16 protein-coding genes are annotated in these 17,767 nt (G+C 74.8%); 10 read left to right on the forward strand and 6 right to left on the reverse strand.

The genetic code is table 11. The annotated features are described in order from the left end of the window. Positions 1–47: 47 nt before the first annotated feature. Both EV188_RS01530 and EV188_RS01535 read left to right on the forward strand, forming a co-directional pair. The gene (locus tag EV188_RS01530) at positions 48–752 is read left to right on the forward strand and encodes a CHRD domain-containing protein (RefSeq protein WP_208113935.1); all 705 of its coding nucleotides are present in this window, start codon (positions 48–50) and stop codon (positions 750–752) included. Between the two features lie 17 nt (positions 753–769). Then, on the forward strand, positions 770–1,363 hold the full coding sequence (locus tag EV188_RS01535; RefSeq protein WP_133824476.1) for a class F sortase: 594 nt from the start codon (positions 770–772) through the stop codon (positions 1,361–1,363). Here the strand turns inward: EV188_RS01535 and EV188_RS01540 are convergent. The 3 genes from EV188_RS01540 to EV188_RS01550 form a co-directional block, all read right to left on the reverse strand. Next, complete coding sequence (locus tag EV188_RS01540) at positions 1,360–2,019, reverse strand: class F sortase (RefSeq protein ID WP_133824477.1); 660 nt, start codon at positions 2,017–2,019, stop codon at positions 1,360–1,362. The genes EV188_RS01535 and EV188_RS01540 overlap by 4 nt on opposite strands. A 92-nt stretch (positions 2,020–2,111) precedes the next feature. Continuing rightward, positions 2,112–2,906, reverse strand: coding sequence for a hypothetical protein (locus EV188_RS01545; RefSeq protein WP_243741403.1), 795 nt, complete (start codon positions 2,904–2,906; stop codon positions 2,112–2,114). Positions 2,907–3,042: 136 nt separating this feature from the next. Next, complete coding sequence (locus EV188_RS01550) at positions 3,043–6,747, reverse strand: ABC transporter ATP-binding protein (protein WP_424922900.1); 3,705 nt, start codon at positions 6,745–6,747, stop codon at positions 3,043–3,045. Between the two features lie 448 nt (positions 6,748–7,195). Here EV188_RS01550 and EV188_RS01555 point away from each other — a divergent pair, with 448 nt between their 5' ends. From EV188_RS01555 to EV188_RS01585, 7 genes are all read left to right on the forward strand, one after another. Next, complete coding sequence (locus EV188_RS01555) at positions 7,196–7,804, forward strand: cysteine dioxygenase (protein ID WP_243741404.1); 609 nt, start codon at positions 7,196–7,198, stop codon at positions 7,802–7,804. A gap of 11 nt (positions 7,805–7,815) precedes the next feature. Continuing rightward, positions 7,816–8,247 carry a rhodanese-like domain-containing protein gene (locus EV188_RS01560; protein WP_133825336.1) on the forward strand — a complete coding sequence of 144 codons (432 nt, stop codon included), beginning with the start codon at positions 7,816–7,818 and terminating at the stop codon, positions 8,245–8,247. 14 nt (positions 8,248–8,261) lie between these two features. Beyond that, positions 8,262–9,914 carry an acyl--CoA ligase family protein gene (locus EV188_RS01565; protein ID WP_133824479.1) on the forward strand — a complete coding sequence of 551 codons (1,653 nt, stop codon included), beginning with the start codon at positions 8,262–8,264 and terminating at the stop codon, positions 9,912–9,914. A 146-nt stretch (positions 9,915–10,060) separates the two neighbouring features. Continuing rightward, entirely contained in the window at positions 10,061–10,564 is a 504-nt protein-coding gene (locus EV188_RS01570) for a hypothetical protein (protein WP_133824480.1), read from the forward strand. A 19-nt stretch (positions 10,565–10,583) separates the two neighbouring features. After that, a complete protein-coding gene (locus EV188_RS01575) occupies positions 10,584–11,144 on the forward strand; it encodes a hypothetical protein (RefSeq protein ID WP_133824481.1) in 561 nt (186 codons plus the stop codon). Positions 11,145–11,225: 81 nt separating this feature from the next. Continuing rightward, a complete protein-coding gene (locus tag EV188_RS01580) occupies positions 11,226–12,581 on the forward strand; it encodes an MFS transporter (protein ID WP_133824482.1) in 1,356 nt (451 codons plus the stop codon). Positions 12,582–12,594: 13 nt separating this feature from the next. After that, positions 12,595–13,218 carry a nucleoside/nucleotide kinase family protein gene (locus tag EV188_RS01585; protein WP_133824483.1) on the forward strand — a complete coding sequence of 208 codons (624 nt, stop codon included), beginning with the start codon at positions 12,595–12,597 and terminating at the stop codon, positions 13,216–13,218. A gap of 8 nt (positions 13,219–13,226) precedes the next feature. Here the strand turns inward: EV188_RS01585 and EV188_RS01590 are convergent, their stop codons facing one another. From EV188_RS01590 to EV188_RS01600, 3 genes are all read right to left on the reverse strand, one after another. Continuing rightward, the gene (locus EV188_RS01590; RefSeq protein WP_133824484.1) at positions 13,227–14,066 is read right to left on the reverse strand and encodes an SCO6745 family protein; all 840 of its coding nucleotides are present in this window, start codon (positions 14,064–14,066) and stop codon (positions 13,227–13,229) included. 73 nt (positions 14,067–14,139) lie between these two features. Then, positions 14,140–15,747, reverse strand: coding sequence for a flavin-containing monooxygenase (locus tag EV188_RS01595; RefSeq protein WP_279536695.1), 1,608 nt, complete (start codon positions 15,745–15,747; stop codon positions 14,140–14,142). A 28-nt stretch (positions 15,748–15,775) separates the two neighbouring features. Next, the gene (locus tag EV188_RS01600; protein WP_133824485.1) at positions 15,776–17,137 is read right to left on the reverse strand and encodes an FAD-binding oxidoreductase; all 1,362 of its coding nucleotides are present in this window, start codon (positions 17,135–17,137) and stop codon (positions 15,776–15,778) included. Between the two features lie 63 nt (positions 17,138–17,200). Here EV188_RS01600 and EV188_RS01605 point away from each other — a divergent pair, with 63 nt between their 5' ends. After that, positions 17,201–17,758, forward strand: coding sequence for a dihydrofolate reductase family protein (locus tag EV188_RS01605; RefSeq protein ID WP_133824486.1), 558 nt, complete (start codon positions 17,201–17,203; stop codon positions 17,756–17,758). Positions 17,759–17,767: the final 9 nt, after the last annotated feature.

Below are 17,767 nucleotides of genomic sequence, written 5' to 3' on the forward strand. Positions count from 1 at the left end.
GCCGTAGAGACGGGCACTTCGGACATCTCGCCCTCCAGGAGGCCCCCGTGCGCCGTACTCTCCCGAAGCTCGCCGCCCTGTCCGTCCTGACCGCCGGTGCGGTCGTGCTCTCGTCGGGGACCGCGTCCGCGGCCGACACCGAGGTGCCCGAGCCGGACACCTTCACCTCGATGTTCACCGTCATGGCGACGCCGGACATGGTCGTCGGGATGAACAACCAGCCGGCGCCGGGCCAGCCGGGCGCGACCGGGACGTTCGACTACCGCATCAACAGCGACGAAGAGATCATCTGCTACGACCTCACCCTGCGCGGCGTGACCGGCGAGTACCAGAGCCCGGCCCGGACGGCGACGCACATCCACGAGGCGCAGCCGGGCATGTCCGGCCCGCCGCGCATCGCCTTCCCGAACCCGGACGGCGACGGCGAGACCCGCACCAGCTCCGGCTGCCTCCAGGGGCCGTTCACCACCGGCGTCATGGCCGACGGGCAGGACAGCGGCACCGGGTTCTCGCTGCGCGAGATCGAGGAGAACCCGGCCGCGTTCTTCGGCGACACCCACACCGCCGAGTACTCGGCCGGCGCGGTGCGCGGGCAGCTCACGCGCGTGCCGATGGGCGGCGTCGAGACCGGCGCGGGGGCGACGGCGTCCGCCGGTGACCAGGCCGGTCCGGCGCTCGCGGTCGGCGGGGGCCTGCTCGCCGCCGTCGCGGCGGGCCTCGCCGTGCTGCGCCGGCGTGGGGCGCGTTCCTGACGGTGGAGCACGAAACCGTGGTCTCGCGACGTCCCGGGCGGCGCGCCCGGGTCGTCGCGGTCCTCGCCCTGCTCGTGACCGTCCTCGTCGGGTGTGCCGGCGACCCGCGCCCGCCCGCGGCACCCGGGTCCGTCTCCGGGTCCGTCTCCGGGTCCGGTCCCGCCGCGCCGGTCGCCGACGGTCGCGTCGTGCCGGGCTCCGTGCGGGTGCCGGCGATCGACGTCGACGAGGACGCCCTCGTGCCGCTCGGGGTCGCGCCGGACGGCACCGCCGAGGTCCCGCAGGACTTCGGCCGGGTGGGGTGGTTCGCGGCGCCCGGGGCGGCCACGGTGCTGCTCGGTCACGTCGACTCGCGGAGCGGGCCTGCCGTGTTCTTCCGGCTGCGCGACCTGCGGCCCGGCGACGTGATCGAGGTCGGCCGGTCGGACGGATCGGTCGCCCGCTACGGCGTCGAGCGCACCGAGCAGGTCGCCAAGGACGCGTTCCCGACCTTCGCCGTCTTCGGCGCCACCCCGGACGACGTCCTGCGGCTGGTGACCTGTGCGGGCGAGTTCGACCGCGGGGCGCGCAGCTACACCGACAACCTCGTGGTGCACGCGGTCCGGATCTAGCCGACGAGGCGCGCGAAGACGACCGTGTTGTCGCGGTACGAGCGGGCGGCGTCGTCGAAGTCGCCGCCGCAGGTGATCAGCCGGAGCTCGGGGCCCGCGGTGTCGCCGTAGACCTCGAGCCGCGGGAACGCGTCCTTCGGGACCGAGCGCACCGCGGTCACCGAGAAGGTCCGCGTCGTGCGGTCGGCGAGCGTGACCGTGACCCGGTCACCCGGGCGCAGCGCGCCGAGCCGGTAGAACACCGACGGGCCGTTCGCGGCGGAGTCGACGTGCCCGAGGATCACGGCGGGCCCGACGCGGCCGGGGGTCGGCGAGCCCCGGTACCAGGCGGCCTCGTCGTAGTCCGGGCCCGGCGCGGGCACCTCGAGCGTGCCGTCGGGCTGCAGGCCCACGCTGTTCACGGGGCCGGTGACGCCGATGGTGGGGATGTCGAGGGCCACCGGCGGCGAGCCGGTCGCCGGGTCCTGGCGCGGACCCGTGGCGGGTCCCGCGGGGGGCGCTGTGGCGGGCGGCGCTGTGGCGGCCGGCGCCGCGGCCGGTTCCGGCGGCGCCGCCGTCCCCAGCGCGCCGACACCGACCAGCACCAGCCCGAGCACGACGAGCACCCCGACGACGACCGTCAGCACCCGTCGGCGGGGCGGCGTGGGCGGGGTCATCGGGGCTCCTGAGTTCGCGGAGTGCCGTGGTTACTGGCTGGTATCACTCGCTGAGCGAGCGATACCAGCCAGTGGTCCGGGGGACGGGTGCGTCAGCCGCGGTGTGCCCCGGCGCGGCGCCGGGCCACGAGGCCGACACCGCCGGCCGCGACGAGCGCGGCGACGCCGGCGAGGACCAGCGCGGTGTCCGGACCGCTGGTGGACCCGCCGCCGGTCTCGACGCCGCCCTGCGGCATCGCCGGCATCTGTCCGGGCAGGTTGACGACGATCGTGGCGACGCCGATGGTCAGCCCGCCCCGGATCGCGTCGGTGCCGAAGGCCTGGTTCAGGGCGTCGGCGGCGCCCGACGACAGGCGCACGGTCGTGCCGGTCAGCGTGGCGGTGCCCGCGGCGGCGTCGGTCTGGATCGGTTGCAGCGTCGAGCCGTCGAGGTCGAACAGCACGGCGGACTCGGCGAGCGTCTGGCCGCCGGCACTGACCTTGCCGCTGAGCGTGGCCGGGTTGCCCGGGTCGATCACGAAGTCGGTCAGCTCGACCTTGGTGTCGCCCTTGGTCAGGCTCAGCCCGCTGCCGTCGTGCTCGATGCGGCCCTGGACGTACGGGTCGGCGTCGCCCGGGCGGTAGACGGTGACGTTGCCGCCGGTGATCGGGAACCGCACGCTGCCGTCCTGCAGCGTGGCGTCGCCGATCGTGCCGGGGGTGACCTGCAGCTGACCGAGCGCGTCGGTGAAGCCGGAGTCGAGCCGCACGGACGACGACTGGCCGGTGAGGTCGGGGATGGTGGCGATCGGGTCGGCGGCGGCAGCGGTGCCGGCGCCGAGGCCGGCGAGGGTCAGTGCCGCCGCACCGGTGACGACGGCGGCGGCGAGCCTGCGGCGAATGCTCACGGAAGGGCCTCTCTCCGGGGCCGGCGTCCTCGCCGACCTGTGCCCGGTCCTCCGTTCGGCTGTGCACAACGGTTCGCGGATCCGCCGATTTCGCGCGATATCGAACCGCCCGCCCCGGCACGTCCGAAAGCAGTGCTCAGCCGGCGCGGGCCAGGTCGTCGTCGGGGTCGACGAGACCGCCCTCGCCCACCGCGTCGTCGACCGTCCCGGCCCCGGCGCGCCACAGGCGCGCGTAGGCGCCGTCGCGGTCGAGGAGCTCGGCGTGCGTGCCCTCCTCGAGGATCCGCCCGGCGTCGATGACGACGATGTGGTCGGCGCGGGCGGCGGTGGCGAGCCGGTGGGCGACGACGAACGTGGTGCGCGGCGCCGCGAGGCGCTCGCCGGCCGCCAGCACCGCCCCCTCGGTGGAGGGGTCGAGCGCCGCGGTGGCCTCGTCGAGCAGCAGCAGCCGCGGGTCGACGAGCTCGGCGCGGGCCAGCGCGACGAGCTGGCGCTGCCCGGCCGACAGGCCCCCGCCCCGCTCGCCGACGGGCTGGCGGAAGCCCCCGGGCAGCGAGGCGATCATCTCGAGCGCCCCGACGTCGCGGGCCGCCTGCTCGATGCGCGCCGGCGTGGCGTCCGGGTCGCCGTAGGCGATGTTGGTGGCGACGTCGCCGACGAACAGGTGCGCCTCCTGCGGCACGACGCCCAGGCGCCGGTGCAGCGTCGCCAGGTCGTGCTCGCGGACGTCCACGCCGTCGATCAGCACGCTGCCCGAGGAGGCGTCGTAGAACCGGGCGACGAGCTTGACCACCGTCGACTTGCCCGCGCCGGTGGCCCCGACCAGCGCGACCGTCTGCCCGGCCGGCACGTGCAGCGAGAAGTCGGCGAGCGCCGGGGTCTCCGCGCCCGAGTACGAGAAGCCGACGTCGCGCAGCTCGACCTCGCCGCGCAGGTCGTCGACCACCACCGGGTGCTCCGGGGCGGGCACCGAGGTCGGCGTGCGCAGCAGCTCGCCGATGCGGGTGAGCCCGACGCGGGCCTGCTGGTAGCCGTCGAAGACCTGCGAGAGCTGCTGTACCGGGCCGAAGAACATCGCCAGGTACAGCAGGAACGCGGCGAGGATGCCGGGGGACAGGCCGCCGGTGGCGACGCGCGCGGCCCCGACGCCGAGCACCACTGCCTGCGCGAGGTCGGAGAGCATCGCCGCGAACGGGAAGTACGTGGCGATGAGGCGCTGGGCGCGCAGCCGCGCCCGGCGGTAGGCGTCGCTGTTGTCGGCGAAGGTGGCCGCCGAGATCTCCTCGTGGGTGTGCGCCTGGGCGACGCGCAGCCCGGCCACGTTCTCCTGCAGGTCGGCGTTGACGACGCTGACCCGCTCGCGCGCCTCGGCGTAGGCCGCCGACGACAGCCGCCGGAAGATCACCGTGGCCACGATCAGCACGGGCATGACCGCCAGCGCGACCAGCGCGAGCTCGACGTCGGTGACCAGCAGGGCCACCGCGACGCCGATGATCGTCAGGAGGGCGACGAACGCCTGCGCGAGCCCGGTCTGCAGGAACGTGGAGAGCGCGTCGACGTCCGTGGTCATCCGGGTCATGATCCGGCCGCCGAGCTCGCGCTCGTAGAAGTCGAGACCGAGGCGCTGCAGGTGGGCGAAGCTGCGGGTGCGCAGCAGGAACAGCCGTCCCTCGCCGATCCGCGCGGTCAGCACGGTCTGTGCGGCCACCACGAACCAGTCGAGGGCGACCACGACCACGCCGACCCCGACGGCCAGCCACAGCACGTCGAGCGAGCGCCCCTGGATGCCGCCGTCGACGGCGAGGCGCGCGAGCGAGGGGAACGCGACGGTGGCGGCCGCGTCGAGCGCGACGAGCACGACCGCCAGGAGCAGGGCCCAGCGCACCGGGCGCAGCAGGCGTCCGAGGCGGAACGCGGGGTCGGGTGCCGTCGGGTCCTCGCCGTGGAGGTCCGGTTCCTCGGTGGCGGGCGGCAGGCGGTCGAGCTGGGCGCGGATCTCCGGGGAGGCGCCGCCGTCGATGCCGCCCGCGAGCGCCTCCGACCCGGCCGCGACGGTGGCCGGGGCGGGCGCGGGGACGGGCTCGTCGGGCGCGGGGTCGTCGGGCCAGAGCGAGCGGGTGAGGTCGGGGGCGGGCTCGGAGTCCGACTCGGAGTCCGACTCGGAGTCCGACTCGTCCGGCACCCGCCCGGTCTCGTCGATGCGTTCCGCCGGTCCCGCGAGCAGCTCGCGGAAGAGCCGGCAACGCCCCTCGAGCTCGGTGCGCGTGCCGACGTCGACGACCCGGCCGCCGTCGAGGACCGCGATGCGGTCGGCCAGGGCGAGCGTGGAGCGCCGGTGCGCGATGACGACGGTGGTGCGCCGGGCGGTGACCGCGCGCAGCGTCTCGCCGATCGCGGCCTCGGTGGTGGCGTCGACCGCCGAGGTGGCGTCGTCGAGGACGAGCACCCGGGGGTCGTAGAGCAGGGCGCGGGCGAGCGCCACGCGCTGGCGCTGGCCGCCCGACAGCGTGAGCCCGCGCTCGCCGACGCGGGTGTCGTAGCCCTCGGGCAGCGCGGTGATGAACGCGTCGGCCTGCGCGGCGACGGCGGCCGCGCGGATCTGCTCCTCGGTCGCGTCCGGGCACCCGTAGGCGATGTTGGCGCGCACCGTGTCGGAGAAGAGGAACGCCTCCTCGAACACGACGCCGACCGCGTGGCGCAGCGAGTCGAGGCGCAGGTCGCGCACGTCGACGAGGTCGTCGGGCGGGCCGATGCGCAGCGCGCCGCCCTGGACGTCGTAGAACCGGGGCGTCAGCAGCGCCACCGTCGACTTGCCGGAGCCCGCGGTGCCGACCAGGGCCACCGTCTCGCCCGGCGTGATGTCGAGCGTGAGCCCGTCGAGCACCGGCTCGCTGCGCGCGTAGCCGAAGCGCACGTCGTCGAGCCGCACGCCGAGCGGGCCGTCGGGCACCGCGCGGGCCGCGTCCGCGTCGACGATGTCGGGCTGGGAGTCGATGAGCTCGTAGACGCGCTCGACGCCGGCGCGGGCGAGCTGGCCCATGACGACCAGCCCCGCGACGAGGCGCGCCGGCCCGACCAGCGCGGCGATGTAGGAGGTGAACGCCACGAACACGCCCAGCGAGATGGACCCGTTGACCGCCATCGCGCCGCCGAGCGCGAACACCACGAGCTGCCCGACGGTGGGCAGCGCCGAGAGCGTGGGCGTCAGGCGGGCGTTGAGGTGCGCCGCGCGGAGCCGTTCCGCGTAGAGCCGCCGCGCCGCCGCGCGCAGCCGGCCGACCTCGCGGGTCTCCTGGCCGAAGCCCTTGACGACGCGGACGCCGGTGACCGTCTCCTCGACGTGCTGGGCGACCTCGGCGGCGCGCTGCTGCGCCGACCACGTCGCGGGGAACAGCCGCCGGCGCAGCCGCGCGGTGAACACGACGCCGAGCGGCAGCACGATCAGCGAGACCGCCGTGAGCAGCGGCGACAGGAACAGCATGATCACGATCGACACGACGAGCTGGCCGAGCGTGCCCGCCACCAGCGGGACCATGCCCAGCAGGCCCTGGACCTGCTGGAGATCGGAGTTCGCGCGCGAGACCACCTGGCCCGTGCGCAGCGCGTCCTGCTTCGGGCCGTCGAGGCGCGACACGGACCCGAACACCCGGCGCCGCAGGTCGTGCTGCACGCCCAGCGAGAGCCGCCCGCCGAGGTAGCGGCGCAGGAACGCCGCGCCGAAGCGCACGAGCGCGATCGCGGTCAGCCCGCCGACCAGCCACCCCAGCCCCTCGGTGGAGCCGGCGACGGCGCGGTCGACGGCGGTGCCGATGATCAGCGGGCCGACGGCCTCGAGGCTCACGCCGAACACGGAGGCGGTGAGGGCGGCGACCGACAGCGCCCGGTGGCGCCAGCAGTCGCGGGCGAGACGCCGGACCCAGCCGCGTGCGGGACGGGTCGGCGCAGACGTGCGCTCCGTGGTGCCCTCCGGGGTGTGGTGGTGAGGTGAGCGCCCTCCAGGTTAGGGCCGCCCCCCGACAGCCCGCCGCGCGCGAGGACCCGGACGTGACGAACCCCCGCCGCCGTGGTCAAATGTCGGCGTGCAGCACTTCCTCCTCGGCCCCCTGTGGGAGAGCCGTCGTGCGCACCTGTTCGACCAGCGGTGTTGCCGGGCCTGACGAGACGGGTCGCGTGCCAACCGGGCGCGACATCCCCCTCGCCCGCGCACCGCCCCGCCCTCCTGGAGATCCGGCCGACGACGGCCGGTGGCGCGTGTGCGCGGACGCCCGCACTCCCGGAGGAACGAGTCCGTGACCGCCCTGGTCGACCACCCCGCGCACGCCAGTCACACCTTCACCCGCCCCCGCTCCCGCCGTCCCGACGTGCGGCGCTGGCAGGACGGCCCCACCCCGGCGAGCCTCGCCGACCTGCTCGCGCTCACCCGTGAGGTGGCCGCCGAGGTCGACGCCGGCCGCCACACCGTCGAGGTCGACCCCGTGCACCGCTGGTCGCGGCGCCTGCACGCCGACGAGCACCTCGACGTCTGGCTGATCTCCTGGGCCACCGACCAGGCCGCCGAGCTGCACGACCACGGCGGCTCGCTCGGCGCGCTCACCGTCGTGCGCGGCTCGCTGACCGAGTGGCGCTGGACGGCCGGCAGCGACGAGGACGGCACCTGCCCCGCCGAGGAGCTGCCCGCGCGCGGCCCCGGGCTGCGGCGCCGCGCGATCGACGCCGGCCGCGGCGTCGCGTTCGGCCTCGGCCACGTGCACGACGTGTCCAACCGCGCCGCCCCGACCGCGGTCAGCGTGCACGCCTACTCGCCGCCGCTGTCGGCGATGTCGTACTACGGCGTCGAGGCGGGCGTGCTGCGCCGCACGCGCTCGGAGCTCGTGGCGCCGGGACAATCGCCGGAGTGAAGGCAGCCCGAGTGAGCACGATCCACGACCTCCTCGCCGACGCCCGGTCCCGCCTGCACCGTCTCGACCCGTCCGCGGCGGCCGCGGCGGTCGAGGACGGCGCGCGGCTGGTCGACATCCGCCCCGGGTGGCAGCGCCTCGACGAGGGCACGGTGCCCGGCGCGCTGGTGATCGAGCGCAACCACCTCGAGTGGCGCCTCGACCCCGCCTCCGACGCCCGCGTCGCCGAGGCGACCGATCACGACCAGCAGTGGATCGTGCTGTGCTCCGAGGGCTACACGTCGTCGCTGGCCGCGGCGGCCCTGCAGGACCTCGGCCTGCACCGCGCCACCGACGTCGCCGGCGGGTTCCGCGCCTGGGCGGCCGACGGCCTCCCGACCGGGCCGGGGTCCGACGAGCGGCCCGACTACGCGAAGGACCCTGGCCCGTCACACGGCCACTGAGCGATGATCCGGGCGTGACCGCGCCCCAGACCTGGATCACCGAGCTGACACCGCTGTCGTTCCTGCGCCGCTCCGCCGACGTCTACCCGGACAAGACGGCGATCGTGCACGGCACGCAGCGCATCTCCTACGCGCAGTTCGCCGAGCAGGCCCAGCGCCTGGCCCGCGGCCTGCGGGCGAGCGGGATCGCGCCGGGCGACCGGGTGGCGTGCCTGCTGCCGAACGTGCCGCCGATGCTCGTCGCGCACTTCGGCGTGCCGCTGGCCGGGGCGGTGCTCGTGGCGGTCAACACGCGCCTGTCGAGCGAGGAGGTCCGCTACATCCTCGACCACGCGCAGGCGAGCGTGCTGGTCGTCGACTCGGCGCTGTGGGGCACCGTCGAGCCGATCGCGGGCTCGCTGGAGACCGTGCGCGAGATCGTCACCCTCGTCGACCCGCAGGGCCCCGACGCCGGCGCGTCGGTCGAGGGGACGACGTGGGACGCCCTGCTGGCCCGCGGCGACGAGGGCGACGACCTGGCGTGGGAGGTCGCCGACGAGCGCTCCACGATCAGCATCAACTACACCAGCGGCACCACGGGGCGTCCCAAGGGCGTCCAGTACCACCACCGCGGCGCCTACCTGAACTCCTTCGGCGAGATCGTCCACAGCTACCACGACCCGTCGTCGGTCTACCTGTGGACGCTGCCGATGTTCCACTGCAACGGGTGGTGCACGCCCTGGGCGATCACGGCGATCGGCGGCACGCACGTGTGCCTGCGCGAGGTGCGCGGGGACGCGATCTGGGCCCTCATCGGCGAGCACCGGGTCACCCACCTCAACGGCGCCCCCACGGTCGTCACCACGATCATGAACGCGGCCGAGGCGCGGACGCTGGACTACGCGCTGGTCGTGACCACCGCGGGCGCCCCGCCGAGCCCGACGACCATCCTCGAGATGGAGAAGATGGGCTTCCGGATCGTGCACGTCTACGGGCTCACCGAGACCTACGGGCCGTACTCCGTGTGCCAGTGGCAGGAGGAGTGGCGCGGGCTCGAGGAGCACGCGCGGGCGAAGCTGCAGGCCCGTCAGGGCGTCGGGATGCTGCAGACCGAGCCGCTGCGCGTCGTCGAGACCCTCGGCGACGACGTCACCGACTGGGCGTCCGTGCAGCTCGTCGACGTGCCCCACGACGGCGAGACCATGGGCGAGATCGTCATGCAGGGCAACAACGTCATGTCCGGCTACTTCCGCGACCCCGACGCGACGGCCAAGGCGTTCGCCGGCGGCTGGTACCACTCCGGCGACCTCGGGGTGATGCACCCGGACGGCTACGTCGAGCTGCGCGACCGCGCCAAGGACGTCGTCATCTCCGGCGGCGAGAACATCTCCACCGTCGAGGTCGAGCAGGCCGTCCTCTCGCACCCCGCGGTGCTCGAGGCGGCCGTCGTCGGGGTGCCGGACGAGAAGTGGGGCGAGCGGCCCAAGGCGTTCGTCATCCTGCGCTCCGGGCAGTCGGCGGAGCCCGAGGCGATCATCGACCACGTCAAGGGCGCCATCGCCCGCTACAAGGCCCCGCGCGACGTCGAGATCGTCGACGAGCTGCCGAAGACGTCGACCGGGAAGATCCAGAAGTTCGAGCTCCGCGCCAAGGAGTGGGGCGACAGCGCCACCCGCATCCGCGGCTGAGCCTCCCGGCGCACGCCACGCATGCCGGGGGGCGGTGGCGGGAAACGCTGCGGGACGGCGGAGACTGTCCGCCGAGTAGCGATGAGGAGCGAGGACGCGTGAGCGAGGAGTCTGTGGAACGGGGCGAAGCCGTCCTGGACAACGACATGACGAGCTTGGACGCCGAGCCGTCCGTCATCCTGGACGAGGACCGCCTGGACGCCGACCCGCTCGAGGACGGCATGGACGCCCCCGAGGGCTACAGCCGGGACGTCCGGCTCGGCGGCACCCAGGAGTGGGAGACCGAGTCGCCCAGCATCGACTACCGCCTGCCGCAGGAGGAGCCGGAGACCGAGGCCGAGCAGCCCCCGGACCGGCCGCTCGCGGACACGCCGATCGACGAGCTCGACGAGTCGGTCGACGACCCGGAGAACGCCGTCGACGGCGTGGGCGGCGCGGTCGTGCTCGACCCCGACGGTGCCGACGGCGTCACCGAGGGCGAGCGCCTGGCCGACGAGGAGCGCGAGGTCGAGCTGGGGGTGTCGTCGGCGGCCGGTAGCGCCGAGGCGACCGGTCTGCCCGCCGACGACGCGATCGGCGAGGTCGCGGCCATCGACAACGAGCCGGGCACCGTCGAGGAGCAGGCCATGCGCGTGGAGCAGGAGAACTGAGCAGCATGGGGACAGCGCCGTGAGGACCCGGGTCCCGGCCGTGCCGCCGCGCGTGGCGCTCGCCGCCGGGGCCGTCGGCGCCGTCCTCGTGGTGCTGCTCGCCGGCGCCCTGATGGGCGGCTGGCGCCCGTTCACCGCCGAGCCCGACGTGCTGACGTTCGGGCCCGGCGGGGACCTCGCGGAGTACACGCTCTTCGAGGGCCAGTGCGCCCGCGGCGAGCTGGCGAGCGGCGGTCGTTTCGGTGCCGACGCCGACGCCCAGTGCGGCACGCCCCACGACGTCGAGGTCGTCGCCTCGACGGCCCCGATCGGCGAGGGCCGCGCGGTCTCGTACCCCGGCGAGGCCGCCCTGGCCGACTTCGGGCGCGCCTACTGCGCGATGTACGTCGACTCCGACCTGCTCGTCCCGGCGTCGGGCGGCGTCGACCGCGACGACCTGCGGATGACGGCCGTGGTGCCGAGCCAGGCGGCGTTCGCCGACCCGGGGTCGGCCGGGGCGACACGCGGTGGTCGCGAGGTCAGCTGCGTCATCTCCCGGGGTGACGGCGAGCCGCTGACCGACCGCTTCTCGGTGATCTGATCGGGTTAGTCCGAATGGCATAGTCACTCGCAGCGCCGGAGCTATTGCCCTGTGTGAGTGTGATGGCGAACATAGTCCGGCATGAGCACACTTCCCGCCGGAGCCGACCGTCGGGCGCTCAAGCGCCGGGCCGTCGTCGCCAGCACCGTCGGTACGACCATCGAGTGGTACGACTTCTTCCTCTACAACACGGCGGCCGCCCTCGTCTTCGGCCCGCTGTTCTTCGCCGACTCGGCGGCCGGCGGCGTGCTGCTGGCGTTCTCGACCCAGTTCGTCGGGTTCGCGGCCCGCCCCGTCGGGGCGGCGATCTTCGGCCACTACGGCGACCGCATCGGGCGCAAGTACAGCCTGGTCGCGACGCTGCTGCTCATGGGCGGGGCGACGGTCCTCATCGGCTGCCTGCCCACCTACGACTCGATCGGCGTGCTCGCCCCGGTCCTGCTGACGCTGCTGCGCATCCTGCAGGGCATCGGCGTCGGCGGGGAGTGGGGCGGCTCGGTGCTCATGTCGATGGAGTGGGGCCACCGGCGCCAGCGCGGGCTCATGGCGGCGTGGCCGCAGGCCGGCGTCCCGATCGGCCTCGCGCTCGGCACGTTCGTGGTCTGGCAGTTCTCCGGCCCCGAGTTCCTCGCGTGGGGCTGGCGCGTCCCGTTCATCGCCAGCATCGTGCTCATCGCGATCGGCCTGTGGGTGCGGCTCTCGGTGCTCGAGTCGCCCGCGTTCGCGCAGATCAAGACGTCCGGCAAGGTCGCGAAGCTGCCGCTGGCCGAGACCCTGCGCACCCAGTGGCGCGACGTGCTCAAGGCGATGTTCGTCCGCACCGCCGAGCAGGCCCCGTTCTACATCTTCACGTCGTTCGTGCTGGCCTACGGCACCCAGCAGCTCGACCTCGAACGCAGCGACCTGCTGCTCTACCTCATCATCGCGGCCTGCATCGGCATCGTCAGCGTCCCGTTCTTCGGGTGGCTCTCCGACGTGCTGGGCCGGCGGCTCGTCTACGGCGTCGGCGTGGTGCTCACGGGCCTCTACGCGTTCCCGTACTTCGCCCTGCTGAACACGGCGGTCGGCGGGCTGATCCTGCTGGGGATCATCCTCGGCCTGATTTTCCACGACATGATGTACGGGCCGCAGGCGGCGCTGATCTCCGAGAGCTTCGGCACCGGCATCCGCTACACCGGCGCGGGCCTGGGCTACCAGCTCGCCTCGATCACCGCGGGCGGGCCGGCCCCGCTGATCGCGACCGCGATCCTCGCCGGGACGGGCTCGACCACCTGGATCTCGATCTACATCATCCTCTGCGCGGTGGTCTCCATGATCGCGCTGCTGATGATGCACCCGCGGCCGCCGGAGGCCGACGAGGCCGACTTCGCGTCCGAGGACGACGCGGGCCAGGACGCGATCCAGGACGCGGCGCGCTCGGAGCGTCAGAAGACCTGAGATTCTGGGCCGGATGCCCATCCGTCCCCTGACCCCCGAGGCCCTCGCCGCCGAGATCGTCGCGGCGGTCGAGCGCGCCGGGCCGGGACACGTCCGGGTGCTGGTCGACGGTGCGCCGCCGGCCCGCCCGGAGGTGCTCGCCGACGCGCTCGTCGACCCGCTGCGGGTGCGCTCGCGGCCCGTCGTGCGGGTGTCGGCGTGGGACTTCCTGCGCCCGGCGTCGGTGCGCCTCGAGCGCGGGCGCACCGACCCGGACTCGTTCTACGACGACTGGCTCGACGGCGGCGCGCTGGTGCGCGAGGTCCTCGCCCCGCTGGGTCACGGCGGCACCGGGCAGGTGCTGCCGCGGCTCTGGGACGTCGAGGTGGACCGGGCGGCCCGGGCGCAGCGGGTGACCGTGGCGCCGTCCGGGGTCGTGGTCGTCGACGGGCCGCTGCTGCTCGGGCGCGGCCTGCCGGCGGAGCTCGCGGTGCACCTCGCCCTGTCCGAGACCGTGCTGCAGCGCCGCACGCCCGCCGACGAGGCCTGGACCCTGCCGGCCTACGCGCGCTACGCCGACGAGGTCGACCCGGAGAGCGTCGCCGACCTCGTCGTCCGCGCCGACCACCCCGACCGCCCGGCCCTGCAGACGGCCTGAGGCACCCGTCAGCGGGTCGGCATCGGGATGCCCCCGGCCACCAGGGCCGCGGTGAGGGGTTCGAGCGCGGCGACCAGCTCGTCCCGCTCGGCGGGGGAGAGCGCCTCGTACGGCGCGGCGGCGAGCTCGTCGGTCCGGTCCTCGATGCGTTCCCGGGTCGCGCGGCCCGCCTCGGTGAACCGGCCCTCGGCGTCGATGATGCCGCGCTCGCGCAGGCCCGCCATGACCGCGGCCAGACGCGCCCTCGGCAGGTGGTGGATCCGCCCGAACGACTCCGGCGGCGCGATCCCCATCGCCACCGCCGACAGCACGTGCGCCTCGGTGCCCCCGATGCGCTCGCCGAGCAGGGCGGCGATGTGCCCGTCGCCGCGGTGCTCGCGCAGCATCGTGGCGGCGTGCCACAGCCGCGCCACCGGGTCGCTCGGCACCGGCAGGGCGCGCATCCCGGCGAAGTTCACGCGGCCCTCGACGGGCGCGCCCTGCGCCGCCCGGACGGCGAGGTCGGCGGCGCGCACGAGGCCCGGCGATCCGGCGAGCTCGTCACCGAGCAGCCGCCGCAGCGACGCCGCGCTGCCCCGCTCCCGCGCGGCCAGCGACGCCTCGGGCGGGATCGTCTCCCACGCGCTCGGGATGTGCCGCGCGGCCTCCCCGTCGGCGAAGCTGTAGAACGCCGCGTGCACCACCGCCGCCGGCACCCGTCCCAGGGGTGCGGCACGGCTGGCGAAGTAGCCGTCCCAGTAGGTGCGGTGGCCGAGCGCGGCCAGCTCCTCGTGGCACTCGTCGGCGAAGAAGGTGACCAGGCAGATCGGCTCGAGGAGCTCGAACAGGCGGCGGGGCGTGGGCGTCATGGCGGCAGCTCTCCCTCGGTGATGGGCCTTCGACACGACGACGAACGCGGGTCCGCCGATTCGACGTCGGCCCCTACGCCACCTCGCGCCGCGCCCGCAGCGCGAACCCCGGGTAGCCCGCCGCCGCCTCGGCGTCGCACATCTCCCGGTAGCGCGCGAACCCGCCGGCGTAGGGCAGGAACACGCGCGGCTTGCCCGGCACGTTCGCGCCGAGGTACCAGGAGCTCGCCGCCTGCGGCAGCAGCGTCGCGTCGGCCGCCTCGCGGACGTGGTCGGCCCACCGGGCCTGCGCCTCGGGCGTCGGCTCGGCGTCGAGGTCGTGGGCCCGCAGGTGCGCGACGAGGTCGGCGATCCAGTCGACGTGCTGCTCGATCGAGGTCGGCATGTTGGTCAGCACCGAGGGGCTGCCCGGGCCCGTGATCGTGAAGAGGTTCGGGAAGCCGGCGACGCCGAGCCCCAGGTAGGTCGCCGCGCCCTCGGCCCAGGCGTCGGCGAGCGCGACGCCGCCGGTGCCGCGCAGGCCCAGGCGCAGCAGCGGGCCCGACAGCGCGTCGAAGCCGGTCGCGAACACGAGCACGTCGAGCGGGTGCTCGGCGCCCGAGGCCAGCCGCACCCCGTCCGGCGTGATCTCGGCGATCGGGTCCGCGCGCACGTCGACGAGGGTCACGTTCTCGCGGTTGTAGGTCTCGAAGTAGTCGGTGTCGATGGGCGGGCGCTTGGTGGCGAACGGGTGGTCGCGCGGGGTCAGCGTCTCGGCGACGTCGGGGTCCTCGACGGTCGACCGGATCTTCGAGCGCAGGAAGTCCGAGGCCTTCTCGTTGACGGCGGGGTCGGCGAGCACGTCGCGCACCGCCGCCCGGAACCGCAGGCCGCCGCGCTCCCAGGCGCGCTCGAAGAGCTCGCGGCGCTCGTCGTCGGACAGCGCGAGGGTGTCGACGTCGCTGACGACGAACGGGTGCCCGTTGGTGGACGCCTGCTGGACCGCGCGGATCGCCGCGTAGTCGGCCTTGTAGCCCGCCGCCTCGTCGTCGGAGAGCGGGGCGTTGCGGGCCGGGATGCTGAAGTTGGCGGTGCGCTGGAAGACGGTGAGCTCGCCGGCCGACGCGGCGAGCACGGGGATCGCCTGGATGCCGGTGGACCCGGTGCCGACGACCCCGACCCGCCGGCCGGTGACGTCGACGCCCTCGTGCGGCCACTGCCCGGTGTGGTGCCACTCGCCGGCGAACGACTCCAGCCCCGGGATGTCGGGCACGTTCGCCGACGACAGGCAGCCGACCGCGGTGACGAGCCAGCGGCAGGTCCACCGCGCGCCGCCCTCGGTGTCGATCACCCAGCGGTCGCCGTCGTGGGCCGCGGAGACGACCGTGGTGGAGAACGAGACGGATCGCCGCAGGTCGAAGCGGTCGGCGACGTGCTCGAGGTAGGAGAGGATCTCCGCCTGCCCGGGGTAGCGCTCCGACCAGTCCCACTCCTGCTCGAGCTCGCGGGAGAACGCGTAGCAGTAGTAGTAGCTCTCCGAGTCGCACCGCGCGCCCGGGTACCGGTTCCAGTACCAGGTGCCGCCGACGCCGTCGGCCGCCTCGAGCCCGTGCACGGAGATCCCGAGCTCGCGCAGGCGGTGGATCATGTAGAGCCCGGCGAACCCGGCCCCGATGACGACGACGTCGGGATCGTTGCGCACGCTCACGAGTGTCGGTCGAGCGACGACCTCAGCGCAACGCGCACCCCGGGTTCAGCACGCCGTCCGGGTCGAGCGCCGCGCGCAGGCGCCGCACGACGTCGAGGCCGACGGGGTCGCCGAACTCCGCGAGCGCGTGCGCCTTCGCGCGCCCCACCCCGTGCTCGCCCGACACCGCCCCGCCGAGCGCGGTCCCGGCGGCGAAGACGTCGTGCAGGGTCTTCTCGAGGAGCCCGGGGTCGGGCTGGAACACCGCGAGGTGCACGTTGCCGTCGCCCGCGTGCCCGCAGCCGAGCACCCGCGAGCCGTGCGCGTCTCCCGCCGCGCGCGCCCGGGACAGGAACGCCGCCATCGACGAGCGGGGCACCACCAGGTCGACGATCTCGTCGGCGCCCGCGGCCTTGACCGCCCAGAACGCCTTCTCCCGCGCCTCGACCAGCCGCCGCGCCGAGCCCGTCGGCAGGTCGAACACGTCGCGGGCGCCGGCGGCGCCCAGGACGTCGGCGAGCTCCTCGGCGTCCTCGTCCACCCGCTCCTGACGCCGTCCGGCGAGCTCGACGAGCAGGTGGTCGGCGTCGACGAGGTCCTCGGGCAGGCCCAGCGACAGGTCGGCGGCCGCGCACACCGCGCGCATCGTCGGCCCGTCGAGGTACTCGCACACCGCCGGCTCGAGACCCGAGGAGACCACCCGCCCGACGGCGGCGATCAGGGCGTCCGCGTCGGGGAAGGGGGCGAGCACCGTCCGGCGCACGGGCAGGCGCGGGTGCAGCCGGACGGTCACCTCGGTGACCAGCGCGAGCGTGCCCTCCGAGCCCACGAGGAGCTGGGTGAGGTCGTAGCCGGACGAGACCTTCACGAGCTTCCCGCCGGTGCGCACCACCGCCCCGTCCGCGAGCACCGCCTCGAGCCCGAGCACGTGCGAGCGCGTGACGCCGTAGCGGACCGCGCGCATGCCCCCGGCGTTGGTGGCGACCGTGCCGCCCAGCGACGCCGTCGTCTCGCCGGGGTGCACGGGGTAGGTCAGCCCGTGCTCGCCGGCGGCGGCGTCGAGGTCCGCGAGGCTCACCCCGGGCTGGACCACTGCGACGGCGTCCACCGGGTCGATCTCGAGGATTCGGTCCATGCGTGCGAACGCGACGAGCACGGCGCCGTCGTCGGGGGTCGCGGCGCCGGACAGGCCCGTGCCGGCGCCGCGTGCCGTCAGCGAGACCCCGGCGGCGCGGGCGGCGCGCACGACGGCGGCCACCTCGTCCCGGTCGCCCGGCCACACCACGTACGACGGCGTGCCCGCCGGGACGCCGAGGGCCTCGTCGGCGCACAGGTCCGCGACCGAGGGGTCGTCACCCGCGACGACGTGGTCGGCGCCGACCGCGGCGATGAGGTCGTCGAGCATTCCCGAGTCCTAGCACGATCCGCTATCGTCCGAACCACTTGCAGAACGCAACCGGAGGACGCCATGGGCCGCCTGATCTACTCGATGCTGACCTCGCTCGACGGGTACACGGCCGACGCCGACGGCGCCTTCGGCTGGGGGATCGAGGAGGACCCCGAACTGCACCGCGCCATGGAGGAGTTCGGCCGCGACGTCGGCACCTACCTCTACGGGCGGCGGATGTACGAGACGATGGTCTTCTGGGAGACCGCGGACGCCCTGCCCGGTGAGCCGGCGGAGGTCGCGGAGTTCGCCAAGACCTGGCAGGCCGCCGACAAGATCGTCTACTCGCGGACGCTGGACGAGGTGTCGAGCGCGCGCACCCGCATCGAGCGGGCGTTCGACGCCGACGCCGTGCGGGCGCTCAAGGAGTCCGGCGACCTCACCGTCGACGGCCCCGGTCTGGCGTCCGCAGCGCTCGCGGCGGGGCTGGTCGACGAGGTCGCGCCGGTGGTCATGCCGGTCGTGGTCGGCGGCGGCACCCGGTTCCTGCCCGACGGGGTGCGCCTCGACCTGGAGCTGGTCGGCGAGCGCCGCTTCGCGCGGGGCGCGGTGCACCTGCGCTACCGGGTGCGTCGCTAGCGTGGGCGC

It is taken from the genome of Actinomycetospora succinea, from assembly GCF_004363095.1.
Taxonomy (GTDB): Bacteria; Actinomycetota; Actinomycetes; order Mycobacteriales; family Pseudonocardiaceae; genus Actinomycetospora; species Actinomycetospora succinea.